We start from the raw sequence: 13,092 nt of genomic DNA, 5'->3' as shown, positions 1-13,092 counted from the left end.
GATTTGAGAGGAGATGAAAACAATGAAAGTAACACGCAAAACTACACGTGAAATGACACACCGTTCATAATAAGTGAAAAAAATGGATGTAACCTCAAGCCAAGGATCTGAGAGGAGATGAAAACAATGAAAGTAACACGCAAAACTACACGTGAAATGACACACCGTTCATAATAAGTGATTAAAAAATGGATGTAATCTCAAGCCAAGGATCTGAGAGGAGATGAAAACAATGAAAGTAACACGCAAAACTACACGTGAAATGACACACCGTTCATAATAATTGGTTCAGATCTGTGATAGAACCATTACATAAAATTCAAGCTAGAGATTTGAGAGGAGATGAAAAGAATGAAGGTAACACGCAAAACTACACGTGAAATGACACATCGTTCATAATAAATTTTTAATTATCACAAAGACTTGGAGGTTTGGAGTAATCCTTAATGCTCCAAGTCTTTTGATTTGGAGGAATAGATAATAATGTTACGTTTTAAAGAAGCTGTCGTAATAAAACATCAAACACCTTATTGTAGTATTTACTTTGGAACTAACCTTTTTGAAATTGAAGATCCTGATTTATGTTATTTTAATTTACTAAGTAAGAGAGAATGGGAAATTGAGGAACTATCAACTGAATTAAGAGACTTTTTAATAGATAACTCTTTAGTAGTAAAGCCATATAATATAGAAAAAATAGATGGGAAGCTTGTGAAAAATATACATTTTTTCGAAAACAAACAACCAAATTTTGAAAGTGACCCAGTAAATATTCAAAATAATATATGTCAGAAAAAAGTAATTATTCTAGGCTGTGGTGGAATAGGTACTGTAGTACTCAAAAATTTGATTTCTTTTGGAGTTAAGCACTTTTTGATAATAGAGTTTGATAATGTGGAAGAAAGCAATCTTAACCGTCAACTCTTTTTTGATGCTAACCATATTGGATGTAATAAGGGATCCATTATAAAAGAAATTATTAGTAGGTTTGATGAAGATATAGAAATTAATACAATTAATATTCGAGTTAATAAAGTTGAAGATTTACAGAGTGCTTGTAATGGGTATGATGCAGATTTCTTTGTTAATTGTGCCGATACACCTAAATGTATCAATGACATCGTTTATGAATATTGTAAAGCCAGAAGTATACCTTTTATCCAAGGTGCTGTTGGAATTGAAACTGGTTATTGGGGACCAATCTTTAAAGGTAATTTCAGTAATACTATACTTTTAGATACAGAGCATAGGGAACCAGTAATGGGATCTATCTCGTCTACAAACATGACTATTGGTGCTTTAATTTCAAATGATATTTTAGAATTTTGGATCAATGATAAACAAGAGAATCTTTATAGGAGAAAGTCATTGAACTTCAGAGATTATACTATAGAGTTTATGGAGAATTGATACATGAGTACTTTTATTCAAATAGATGATAAGCCACATGATTTATATACTTTTAATGCACATGATTTCTCGAGTAAATCTATACTAAGTAGCATGTACGAGCCCATTTTTTTTGAGAAAGATGGAGAATATAAAAGTTTTTATGTTAAGGAAAATTATAAGAATAACGTTTTAACCCTAGATTTTTTAGAATCATATTGGTCTAATGGATTACCATTAAATGCTGAAGATATGTATAAAACACTAATATATATATTGGAAGAAAGAACAATGTTTTCTTCATACCTAGATTTTATTGTGGGAGTTGAAGAATACTTATATGACGGGGATCCTATAGAAAATGTGGGAATACATCTTTTTCGAAATTCAATATATATTGAAACAAAATATAGCTATGACTATAAAAAACTCTTCTCAACAATACAATTTAGTCCAATATATTTTATTGATAGAAAACCTGTAAATAATGTATCAAATGGTAGGTTTCATCTTGATACTATATGTAACAGTATTATCAGGGTGAAAAATAACCCTTTCTTTTTCCGTGAAAGAAAAGTAAAAACAAAAGAATTGAATTTTATATATTTAGACAAACTATCAGACGGAATTAATAATTACAAGAGTAATAAACTAAATATGAGTTGTTCTACATATTTTCCATTTGAAATGATTGGTGATTTTGAGGGTGATCAAGATTTTTACATGAAAAATTCTAACATATTATTTATGTTAGAAATAAGTGAAGCTTTGCTTCCATATAAAAAGCAACTAGCAAGTTATGTTTATGATAAATTACATAATAATGAAATATTGAATAAAGGCTTAAATATTTCTGATGATTATTTATTTACTAATAATCTTAAGTATCAGAAGAAAAGATACAAACACAATAATGGTGAGTATGAGAATACTAATATCAGTAATTTAGTGAATTGTGATTTAAATGTATTGTACGCTGATTATTATCCTAATGATCTAATAGTTAGTGAAATAATTGGTTTTTTAGACAAAAACCACGTTCCAGTTAAATCTCATCCAATGTCATTAAAAAATTTTATTAAATCATATAATAGGAAACAATTCGATATATGTTTAAAATTAGTTTCCCCATTAATTAACTCAGAAATAGATTTATTATTAAACTATTTAGATACATTTAAAGATGAAAAAGTAAGAGATGGTTACATTGAATTACTCAATGATTATTTAGAGGAATGTACAGTGGAAAAGAAAGTACTGATTGACTTATATTTAGAGAATCATTCTACAATTATTCCTTTATATTTTGGTAAACATATCTACTTTCAATCTAAAGAACTTTCTGGATTCTATATAGATAATAATGATTTATATAAATTTTTAGAAATTGAATAACTCAAAAATACAAGATAAAGTGTCCTAAATAAAAAAGATCACATCTCCGTTCTGATAATATAGAAAAAATAGAATTCTTAAAATACGCTTATAAAAGGAGTAAATCATGAAAGTTTTAATTGATAGTGAGTATGATTTTTCTGATAAATACCGTGAAGTAATCAGAGTATTTGGGATTAATCCGAAAGTTAGACATATATATAATAATTTTGATTTTGAAGAAAATTTAGATGGAGTAACTTATATTACAGGGTGCTCGGGTAGCGGTAAGACTACTTTATCAAAAGAAATATGTCTTAATAAAGGTTATGTCCAAGTGAAAAAAGATTTTGAAAAAAATGTTCCTATTATAGATATACTCAATAAAAACTTTAAAGATACACTCTACTATTTGAATATGGTGGGATTGTCTGAGCCATATTTATATATAACAAATTATAATAATTTATCAACAGGACAGCAGTTCCGTTTTGATTTAGCTTATATGTTATCTAAGGGGTATAAGAAAATATTTATTGATGAATTTTGTAGTTATTTAGATAGACCTACAGCTAAAATTGTAAGTTTTAATACACAAAAGTTATTAAGAAAATTAGGTATTTCAGCTATTCTAGCTAGTGCTCACGACGACTTAGAAGAATATCTAAGACCGGACAATAAAATTTCATTGAATTTGGATAAAGAAATAAAGATTTTAAAAAAAGATTATGATAAAAGCAATCCTTTTTTAGAATCTATAAAAGTTTCAGGGGGTACATATGAAGATTATCTTGAATTAGAAAAATATCATTATTTTCCCCATTCATCAGAAGAAACAAATCAATTATATAATACTGTTTACTATAAACTAGAATTCAATGGAGATTTAATGGGCGTTATTATTCTTAAAAGCCCATATTCTAATGATCAAGAGGATGAAGAATTTATAGAAATAAACTCACAGGTGAAAATCTTGAGTAGGATTATTTTACACCCTTTAATTCGAGGAGCCGGATTATCAACTTATTTTTTTGGTGAAGTTGAAAAATTAAATGGTAAGGTACCTATGTACGTTTGTTCTGCTTTAGCTGAGTATATTCCTTTTTTCTTAAACATGGGGTTTGAAGAAATTCAGGAATATGAATTAAACAAAGAAGAAGACTATATTTTCATTGAAAAATACTTTGAAGGATTTGGAGATATAGATATACCTCATAGGGATGTTTTATTAGCTGAGGAAAGAGTCTTATCCAAAATAACTTTTTGGCAATATAAATTGTATTGTGGATTAGCTAATAAAATACCTAAGTATAATGCAGAGCACTTTAAGGGTTTTGTAACAGGGGTGTTTAATGAGAATGATATAAAGTGGTTGTATGAAGAAATAAAATTCATCAAGATGAAACATTATATAAAGAAATGATGGTGAAATAGATGAGTTTAACGTGGAACTTAAAAGATATTTATATTAACGAAAAAGAATGGAAGCAAGAACTCCAAAATTTCCAAGATAATATTGAAGAAATAAAATTTGAACAAATTATTGAACAAAATGATTTAACATTATTATATAAAGTACTTGAGGATATTGAAGAGGGATATAGAAGATTAAATAAAATATATAATTATGCTTTACTACAGTATGATACTAATATAAATAATGATCATTCGAATAAAGTAATGGTCGCTGCAGAGGATTTATATAGTTATTATGATAATTATTTACATAAGTTTCATGAATGGTTGGAAAACAATAAGGAATTAATTTATAGTCGTTCTAAAGTAGATGGGAAATTAAAAAAGTATCTGCATACGTTAGAGGATTTTGAAAATAAAACCAATGTTGTAGAAATGGAAAGTGCACTTTCTATAGAGATGATGTATAAAGAACTACTATATGCTGATAACGAAATAACAAGGTTTAATCACAATGATAAGCAAATTGTTGTGAGGAATGAAAATCATTTAACACTACTAGAATCTCAGGAATTAGATATAAGAAAAGGTACATACATGGCAGTATTAGAAGAGTTAGAAAAAAAGAAAGACTTCTCTGCTTTTTTATTAAATGCTCATAATAAAATTCAAAATATAAAGGCAAGAGAAAATGGAGAAGTTAATAGCTTTGATTACCATTTAAAAAATAAGATTGGATATCAAAACTTTAATTTTTATTCTAATGCAATTAACGAAAATTTGAATTTGTTTCACAAGATTATTGAGCTAAAAAAGAAAAATATGCAAGTAGATAAAATTAGCTATTATGATATGTATCCATTGATAGGTGAATTTAATGAAAAAATTGATATTGCTGAAGCGAAACATATTATTTTTGAAGCACTTTCACCGTTAGGTCAAGATTACCTTGACCTGGTAAAAAAAGTTTTTGATGAAAATTGGATCGACTGGTCTCCTTATAGTGGAAAAAGAACAGGTGGGTATTCTCTCAATGTATACGATGCGCACCCTTATATTCTTATAAACTGGCAATCTAGCATAGATAGTTTATACACATTAATACATGAAATAGGTGGGGCAATTGCATCCTACATTTCTTCTAAAAATCAATCTTTTATATATTCAGAGCAATCTATCTTAATTACTGAAATTTCATCTATGGTTAATGAAGGATTACTTAGTAGATATCTTTTGGATAAATATAGTGATTCTGAAATTAAATTGTCTATTTTGCATAAGTATGTCGATAAAATTAGAGAAAATTTCTTTCAGACATTCCAATTAGTTGAATTTGAAAAAGCATTAGCATTAGCCTCTTTAAAAGAAAGGTTAACTGCAGAATTAATCTCTAATATTTATGTAGATACAATATCAAAGTATTATGACAGTGACCATTTTGAAGATATTGAATTAAATAAATTTAATTGGGTAAGGATTCCCCACTTGTATAAAAATTTCTACAATTTAGATTATGTAGTTGCTGTAGGTATATCAGAATATATTGTCGAAAAAATATATGAGGATGACGAATTTAAGTATAAATACATTAAACTATTTTCTAACGGATGTAGTAAAAATGACATGGAAATCTTAAAGGATATTGGTATTAATATAAATTCGGATTCCCATGTGAATTCCATAATCAAGATACTTAATAAACTATTAACACAATTAGAGGGTTGATGACATGAAAAACAATAATAGTACAAATAGAATGTTTGTTTATATTTTCTGGGGTAGCTTATTTTTTGAAAGATCCATTTGGATGATTTACTTAAATTCTTCAGGAGTATCATTGTTACATATTAGTATATTACAGGCTATGTTAAACTGTGCAATGTTTTTATTTGAAGTCCCATCGGGGATAATCGCAGATAAGTTTGGGAATAAAAAGGCAATTACTTTGGGACATACTCTGATAATTGTATATCTCTTTACTATGTTGAATCCTTCTAATTTATATTTGCTAGCTTTAGGGTTTATATGCTATGGTATTGGATTAGCAATGATTTCGGGTGCGGATCAAACATTAATCTACAATAATTTGGATAAGGATCAATCAACTTATTATCAACGAATTATTGGTAAGTATAATGCAATTGCTATTATAGCTTTAGCTTTAAGTTCTTTTGCAGGTGGTTTTTTACAAAATATTTCATGGAAGTTTGTTTTTATTGCAGGAATATTAGGCCAATTATTAGCTTTGATAGTATTGTTTTCAGTTAAAGAAAGAAAAATTCTATCTGAAGAAGGTACAAAAGCAACAAAATCGAGTATTATAATGGAAGTAAAGAGCTTTTTGAAAAGTAAAAATAGTTTCAAGAATTTAATAATCACTATTGCATTATTGCAAGGAACATTGTCAGTAATATATATGTTTGGTCAAGTTTTATTTGTTGAAGTTGGATTTAGTGTGTCTACTATAGCAATTATATTTACTGTATTGTCCTTATTTAGTGCAGTAGCATCGACATACTCATATTATTTTGTAAATAAATTTTCTGAGAAAAAATTGATTTTTTGGAGTTTGATTATAAGTTTAGTATCGTTTTTAGCTATGTCGATACAAAATATGTTTATTATCTTATCGTTATTTATAATTATAAATGTTTTATTTGAAATTTGGGATACAACATTTAACGCAGTCTTACATCATTCAATTCCGTCTAATATACGAGCTTCTCTTGTATCGTTAGCAAATGTAATTTGTTCATTTGTAATGGTGGTTTTATCATTAGCATTTGGTGCATTAAGTGAGTACTTCTCAATGGTAAATATTATTATTATTACAGGTGTAAGTACTTTATTTGTATCATTAATATTGTTTACCATATACGCTAAACAAAGTGAAAACGAAAAAGACAATAAAAACGTAGCATAATTAGAGAAAACTAAATAGATATTATGGATGATAGTTTTTATCTTAACAATGAATAAGAAATTTATCACATGAACCTGCTATGCTTTTTATAGTAGGTTTTTTTATGGAGAATATTTAATTTTAGTAACGGTGGTAAAATGATTCTGTTGCAAAGTTTTTGAAAACATAAAGAGATGGGGAATATTGCGTACCAGTTTTATGAAACCATTAATAATTAATATAATACGTTATGAGTCGAAAAAACGAAGTTTGGTTAAAGACTAAGTTTATATTTGTACAGGGTATGAACAGGTTCTATACCTTTAGTAGTAAGTGAGGCATGGTGGAGTGTAGTAAATACAGCTCGAAAGAGGTCTAAAGAAACAGAGTTAAATCGTCAATTGAGTCGCTCAGGGCTTAATAGAATTCCTATTAAAGTTTCTAATTGACTACAAAGTTGAGTAAGAGAGGTAGTAGCGATTTGTTAATTTAGCAGGGAATATATTGATATAACTCTTCGCCAAATAAAGACAATTCTTGTGTTTGATTCATAGTAATTAAAAGCACGTCACCCCTCTTTAATAACATAAAAGAATAGTAATGTGCTTTTAATTAATAGTCTAAATCCTTAAGTTTAATGTAGTTTTGCCGGTACCTGGTGGCCCGATAAAAGAATCAAAATAATTATTCTTTTTTTACTATCCAATAAATTCTTCCAGATCCCGATATAAATCATTTCGTTGTTGCTCCAATATCAGCTTTTGTTCAAAAAGAATTTGGAGTTTTAGTAAATCTGTTTCTATTTCCATTCTCTGATTATTTTCTTGTAGAGAGTTTTCAACTTCCTCCAATTCAACTTCGAATTGCTCCAATTTTTCCCCTTCTTTATTTATCTGGACTTTGGTTTTTTCAACAGTTTTTTTTGTTTTTTCAGTTTCTTCTTTTTTAGTAGATAACTCTTGAAGCTTTTTTCGTGCCCAACTGTAATTTCCAGCAAAGTGATAAATAGCCCCATTCTCAATCCAATATGTTTTTTCAAACAGTTTATTTAATAAATAGCGATCATGGGACACCACTAAAATCGTCCCTTGAAAATCTTTGATTGCTTCCTCAAGCACTTCCCGAGAATCAATATCAAGATGGTTTGTCGGCTCATCCAATATCAATAGGTTTATATCCTGATGCATCAGTTGTGCCAAACGAAGCCTCATTCTCTCTCCTCCGCTCAATTGACCTACTTTGTGGAATACAGAGGGTCCGTAAAACAAAAATCCTGCTAAGATATTCCGCGCTTCTCCTTCTGGTACTTTCACTTCCGCGCGAAAAGCTTCAATTACCGATTCATTTAAATCATTCATATATAACTGCTGCGAAAGATAGCCAATTTTAACATTGCTTCCAACCCGAATTTCTCCTTCATCGCCTTTCACCTCTCCTTGTATCATCTTCAACAAGGTGGATTTTCCAGTACCATTATTTCCAACAATCGCTATCCGTTCTTTATATTGAATATGTACGTTTGCATTTTGAAAAAGAGTATTTCCTCCAAATGATTTACTAGCATTTTTTATAATAATCACATCTTTTCCGCTTCTATCTGCAGAATCAAATTGTAGCCCCATTTTTTTTCTCTCTAATACCGGTCGCTTTAGTTTCTCTATTCGTTCCAAAGCTCTTTCCATGCTTTTCGCTCTTTTAAATAAAGCATCGCTGGGGGGATATGACTGATTTGCCCACTCTCTCAACCGCTTTATGGCCTCTTTCATTTTTTTTATTTTCTTTTGTTGTTCTTTATAAGCCTGAAATTCCTCCACCAGTAGCTTTTCTTTTTCAATAACAAATCCTGAATAATTTTGGTGATAAACATTTACTTCTCCATTTTCTAAATCAATGATTTTAGTTACCACTTCATCCAGAAAGTAACGGTCATGGGAGACAATAACAACTGATCCTTTGTAATCCTTTAAAAACTGTTCTAACCATTCAACAGCTGAAATATCCAAGTGGTTTGTCGGTTCGTCTAACAGTAGTAGGTCGGGATTTTCCAATAATATCATCCCGAGGCATATTTTCGTTTTCTCTCCACCACTTAAGGATGAAAACGGAGTATCTAATAATTTTGTTACTCCCAAACCATTTGCCACCTTAGAAACTTTTGCATCAATCTCATAGCCATCTAGCATTACAAAAGATTCTTGCAGCGAACCATACTTCTCTAAAAGGTGATTTAAGTCTTTTTCTCCCTTTTCATCAGCCATGCTTGCTTCAAGTAACATCATTTTCTTTGAAATAGCAAGGACTTCTGAAAAAGCAGACATCAACACATCTTTACTTAAAGTCTGATCAGAAAAGACAGGGATTTGCGATAAATAACCGATTTTTATTCCCTTCTTCCATGTAACAATTCCACTATCCACTGTTTCGGTACCTGCTATGATTTTCATAATAGTGGTTTTTCCCCCGCCATTGTGGCCAACTAAACCAACACGTTCTCCATCATGAATTTCAAGTGAAAGATTCTCAAAAACTAAATTTCCTCCAAACATCTTACTTATTTGCTGTAATCTACTCATAATCATATTGAACACCCCTTTATCTCATTAAAATATTACATTTTATAAATTCATATGACTTAGATTCAAATTCAAAGTTTCCCTTGAATGTATTTTAGTAAATACAAAAAAACGTAGAAAAGAAGAAACGTTCTTTTCTACGGACAAAAAAGTTAGAACAAGAAAGGAACCCAAAAGGGAACCATCTTTCCAATCTATTTTGGCTGGGCGAAGAGACGTCTTATCATTCTGTATTTAGTATGCAATTGTTAAAAAAGGACAGACTTCCCCCTTTTTTTAATGCATCGTAAAAATTTGCGCGGCAAATATATATACGATCAATCCATTTCTCGCGCAAAATAACAGAACAATGCATCTCTTTCACCTCCTTAACATTCTTTTGATATTAACTATATTTTATCACGAATTTTCGAAAAATTACATAAAAACATTAACCGCTCCTGTAGTTTATGAACCATAAAAAGAAAAATACCCCGACCAAATTCACCTCTTTTCCTCCTTAAAATAATTGAAAACCCCTATGTATGTAAAAATTACATATTAAATACTGATGTTTAATCTATATCCCCCTCGTTTTTCTTATAGTAATCGTAATATCTTTTTAGGGATAAGTGAGATTTAAATCCGATTTGTTGCATGATTCGTTCGGGTGTCTGTTTTTGTTTAATTCCCCTTAAAACAAAGGTGTTCCGAAATTGTTGGGCAGAAATTCCCTTTCGAAGATTGGAACGTTTCACTTCTAAACGAATCATTTTTTGTACCGATATTTCAGTTAAAAATTTCGGTGCATCATCGTCATAGCTCCAGTGGTATGTCCCGCGAGTAATGTCAAAAGCAACGAATAGTGGATCATTGCTGTGATACTTAGGGCGTACAGGTTCAGGGATAGTTTGATAGTAATTGTATAAGTGTAATTTATCTTCTTCCTTCAAATGAATGGTTCTATTTACTTTTGAGTCTTCAGGAATGGATAAGGTATTATTTTCGAAATGAACGTGTATCATTCGTAAAGAAACAAGCTCCTTTAAAGATAATCCATAATTCAAGAGTAATGTAATGATAGAAATATTCCGCTCTAAGATCATTGGGCGTGTTGATTGTTGTTTTTCTGTAAGTCCTTCTAATGAAGCAACTACTTGCTTTAGGTGTTTCTCTTCTTGAAGGGAAATGAAATCTTCTCTACGTAATGCTCTATTTGGTTGATCTATGTGTATAATGCTCTCAATTGGACTTGGTAAATCTAAGTATTTGTACAACCTATTTAGAACAATATATATACGATGTATAGTTTTATCAGAGTATTGCCGATCTGCTTTTAAATAATTGAAAAAGGATTCAAAATCTTTTTTGTGTAATGAAACCCAAATGTTGTATTCATCATCTCTTTTTGATAAATGTAACCATTGAATGAAACTTTCCACATCGTAGATATACCTTTTGATTGTAGAAGGCTTTCTTCCTTTGTTTGATAAATAGGAAGAGAAGCCTTCTATTGTAGTTCGGGTCTCTTTTGTAGTCATGCTATATTTTTCACTCCTTACCCTCATGCCTTTTGACGACCCTATAAAATGTGGGGCTTGTCATATTACACTTCTTCATGGCGTATAGCGCTGTAATCTTTCCATCTTTCCAATCGTTATATGTATCGATAAATTCCTGAGTTATTTCAGTTTTGGGTCTACCCAAATGCTTTCCTTTTTTCTTTGCTGCTTCAATCCCCTCACGTTGACGAGTTTTTATTTTTGTTCGTTCTTCTTCAGCAAGCCAGGACAAGATTTGGAGTACCAAATCAGTAATAAGATTTCCCAAACTATCTTTATATTGAGTTGTATCTAAAAGTGGCATATCTAATACGACAATATGAGCTTGAATATTTTGGGTAATATCTTTCCACTCCTCAAGGATAGCTTCTTTATTTCTGCCGAAACGATCTAGGGAATGAATATATAAAATATCATCTTTTCTTAACATACGTTTTACGAGTTGATATTGATCACGATTAAAATCTCTTCCACTTTGTTTGTCGATAAAAATATCTCGTTCGTCAGTGATGAGTTGTTTCATTGCTTCGAGCTGCCGATCTTCATTTTGGTCTTTACTACTAACTCTTATATATCCGAATTTTCTTGTATTCAAAATAAATAGACATCCTTTCAAAAGTGTTTCTAATGAAATTATATCAAAAACACTTCAAAAGGTGTTAATAATTATTTAGTACTTCAAAAGTATATTTTTTAACCTTTCGAAGTACTAAATCAAGTGGGTTTTAATATACTTCAAAAGGTGTACCTTTTGAAGGGTGCATCATATACATTCCAACATTAAATTTAGAATTATCTCAATGTAAATTGAGATTGCATACTAGTACAACTCTTTTTATTTTGAAGGGAGGGAAAAAAATGAATCAAATTAGTTTAGGAATAAAATCATTTATAGTGCTGCTCGGAACGTTTTGTGGATATTTTCTCGGGGGGTGGGATATAGTTTTGATAACTTTAACTATACTTACAATAATTGATTATATTACGGGAATTATTGCAGCAGCGTATAATGGTGAATTAAAAAGTAAAATCGGATTCCGTGGTATAGCCAAAAAGGTTGTAATGTTCTTATTGGTTGGAGTCGCAGTGCAATTAGATTTGATACTTGGTAGTAACAGTGCAATTCGTGAAGCAACAATATTTTTCTTTAGTGGAAACGAATTACTATCTATTTTAGAAAATGCTGGTCGTATGGGAGTAAAATTACCTGATGTATTGGTTAATGCAGTTGAAATTCTTAATGGGAAAAAACAGAGAGATAAAAAAGGAGACGATATAAAATAATTTTCATATGAAGATATAAAACTTACAAATTATAAAATTTTGTTTTACTGCTGAAATTTAAATTTTATCTTTTCTAATAGCAAAATCCTCTGTACTTTAGATTTCTTACGATTTTTTTATTTAAGCACATTTTTAATCTATTCTTATATTTTTTATTTTGTAGGTTTAAAGTTGATTTTTTACTATATAGCATCTCTTTATTAATTATATATATAAATATCTTTTATAAATATTTTTAAAGGGAGCTATGTAAAATGGATTTAGAAAGCAAGGGGAAATCACTAAATGAAGATGAGGTAATACAAATTATTGAGGCTTTTAAACCTAAAATTAAAAAGAGCTTATTTAATACTTCACTTGGTGAGAGAGAAGACTTAGAACAAGAAATTAAATTAAAAATAGTAGAAAAGATTAACGATATATACAGCGATGAGGTTCCAGGGTTCTTTCAATTTATAAATAGTTTTTAAAACTATTTATGTTTAGTTAATGTTTTAACAAAGTAATTTTTAAATTTACAGAACACTTGGATTTACATTCTTATTATTCAAGTGTTTTGTATTTTTTCAGTAAAGGTTGATTTTTTTGTATTTGCCTCTCTTTATAACATATA

General features: G+C 29.6%; 11 protein-coding genes and 1 pseudogene. 7 read left to right on the top strand and 5 right to left on the bottom strand.

The genetic code is table 11. The annotated features are described in order from the left end of the window. Nucleotides 1-483 precede the first annotated feature (483 nt). The 5 genes from ACTFR3_RS28935 to ACTFR3_RS28915 all read left to right on the top strand — a co-directional run bounded on the left by ACTFR3_RS28935 (nucleotide 484) and on the right by ACTFR3_RS28915 (nucleotide 7,102). A complete protein-coding gene (locus tag ACTFR3_RS28935; protein ID WP_440045108.1) occupies nucleotides 484-1,410 on the top strand; it encodes a ThiF family adenylyltransferase in 927 nt (308 codons plus the stop codon). Nucleotides 1,411-1,413: 3 nt separating this feature from the next. Then, nucleotides 1,414-2,784 (top strand): hypothetical protein, encoded by a 1,371-nt coding sequence (locus ACTFR3_RS28930; protein WP_440045107.1) that lies wholly within the window; start codon nucleotides 1,414-1,416, stop codon nucleotides 2,782-2,784. Nucleotides 2,785-2,890: 106 nt separating this feature from the next. Next, entirely contained in the window at nucleotides 2,891-4,186 is a 1,296-nt protein-coding gene (locus ACTFR3_RS28925) for a hypothetical protein (protein ID WP_440045106.1), read from the top strand. A gap of 11 nt (nucleotides 4,187-4,197) precedes the next feature. Beyond that, nucleotides 4,198-5,904 carry a hypothetical protein gene (locus tag ACTFR3_RS28920; protein ID WP_440045105.1) on the top strand — a complete coding sequence of 569 codons (1,707 nt, stop codon included), beginning with the start codon at nucleotides 4,198-4,200 and terminating at the stop codon, nucleotides 5,902-5,904. Nucleotides 5,905-5,908: 4 nt separating this feature from the next. Beyond that, a complete protein-coding gene (locus tag ACTFR3_RS28915) occupies nucleotides 5,909-7,102 on the top strand; it encodes an MFS transporter (RefSeq protein WP_440045104.1) in 1,194 nt (397 codons plus the stop codon). Between the two features lie 310 nt (nucleotides 7,103-7,412). On the opposite strand, the pseudogene ACTFR3_RS28910 reads toward ACTFR3_RS28915, so the two are convergent. The 5 genes and pseudogenes from ACTFR3_RS28910 to ACTFR3_RS28890 all read right to left on the bottom strand — a co-directional run. Continuing rightward, nucleotides 7,413-7,639 (bottom strand): annotated as a pseudogene (locus ACTFR3_RS28910) (IS4 family transposase); the annotation flags it as partial. A gap of 140 nt (nucleotides 7,640-7,779) precedes the next feature. After that, nucleotides 7,780-9,660 (bottom strand): ribosomal protection-like ABC-F family protein, encoded by a 1,881-nt coding sequence (gene abc-f / locus ACTFR3_RS28905; RefSeq protein ID WP_440045103.1) that lies wholly within the window; start codon nucleotides 9,658-9,660, stop codon nucleotides 7,780-7,782. Nucleotides 9,661-9,877: 217 nt separating this feature from the next. Then, nucleotides 9,878-10,009 carry an RAxF-45 family protein gene (locus tag ACTFR3_RS28900; protein ID WP_440045102.1) on the bottom strand — a complete coding sequence of 44 codons (132 nt, stop codon included), beginning with the start codon at nucleotides 10,007-10,009 and terminating at the stop codon, nucleotides 9,878-9,880. A gap of 199 nt (nucleotides 10,010-10,208) precedes the next feature. Further along, complete coding sequence (locus ACTFR3_RS28895; protein ID WP_440045101.1) at nucleotides 10,209-11,174, bottom strand: tyrosine-type recombinase/integrase; 966 nt, start codon at nucleotides 11,172-11,174, stop codon at nucleotides 10,209-10,211. A 10-nt stretch (nucleotides 11,175-11,184) separates the two neighbouring features. Then, nucleotides 11,185-11,790, bottom strand: coding sequence for a recombinase family protein (locus ACTFR3_RS28890; RefSeq protein WP_070145784.1), 606 nt, complete (start codon nucleotides 11,788-11,790; stop codon nucleotides 11,185-11,187). A gap of 263 nt (nucleotides 11,791-12,053) precedes the next feature. Here ACTFR3_RS28890 and ACTFR3_RS28885 point away from each other — a divergent pair, with 263 nt between their 5' ends. Further along, nucleotides 12,054-12,479, top strand: coding sequence for a phage holin family protein (locus ACTFR3_RS28885; protein WP_440045100.1), 426 nt, complete (start codon nucleotides 12,054-12,056; stop codon nucleotides 12,477-12,479). A gap of 254 nt (nucleotides 12,480-12,733) precedes the next feature. Continuing rightward, a complete protein-coding gene (locus ACTFR3_RS28880) occupies nucleotides 12,734-12,949 on the top strand; it encodes a helix-turn-helix domain-containing protein (protein WP_061668044.1) in 216 nt (71 codons plus the stop codon). Nucleotides 12,950-13,092 lie beyond the last annotated feature (143 nt).

Origin of the sequence: Bacillus cereus group sp. MYBK14-1, assembly GCF_051916885.1 — a bacterium.
Lineage (GTDB): Bacteria > Bacillota > Bacilli > Bacillales > Bacillaceae_G > Bacillus_A > Bacillus_A cereus.
This window is presented reverse-complemented; position numbering and strand designations above follow the sequence as displayed.

Bases quoted from the DNA above. Each gene is read 5' to 3' on its own strand.
- ACTFR3_RS28930 (WP_440045107.1), top strand. From the start codon at position 1,414: ATGAGTACTTTTATTCAAATAGATGATAAGCCACATGATTTATATACT.
- abc-f (WP_440045103.1), bottom strand. From the start codon at position 9,660: ATGATTATGAGTAGATTACAGCAAATAAGTAAGATGTTTGGAGGAAAT.
- ACTFR3_RS28935 (WP_440045108.1), top strand. From the start codon at position 484: ATGTTACGTTTTAAAGAAGCTGTCGTAATAAAACATCAAACACCTTAT.
- ACTFR3_RS28915 (WP_440045104.1), top strand. From the start codon at position 5,909: ATGAAAAACAATAATAGTACAAATAGAATGTTTGTTTATATTTTCTGG.
- ACTFR3_RS28880 (WP_061668044.1), top strand. From the start codon at position 12,734: ATGGATTTAGAAAGCAAGGGGAAATCACTAAATGAAGATGAGGTAATA.
- ACTFR3_RS28925 (WP_440045106.1), top strand. From the start codon at position 2,891: ATGAAAGTTTTAATTGATAGTGAGTATGATTTTTCTGATAAATACCGT.
- ACTFR3_RS28885 (WP_440045100.1), top strand. From the start codon at position 12,054: ATGAATCAAATTAGTTTAGGAATAAAATCATTTATAGTGCTGCTCGGA.
- ACTFR3_RS28920 (WP_440045105.1), top strand. From the start codon at position 4,198: ATGAGTTTAACGTGGAACTTAAAAGATATTTATATTAACGAAAAAGAA.
- ACTFR3_RS28895 (WP_440045101.1), bottom strand. From the start codon at position 11,174: ATGACTACAAAAGAGACCCGAACTACAATAGAAGGCTTCTCTTCCTAT.
- ACTFR3_RS28900 (WP_440045102.1), bottom strand. From the start codon at position 10,009: ATGCATTGTTCTGTTATTTTGCGCGAGAAATGGATTGATCGTATATAT.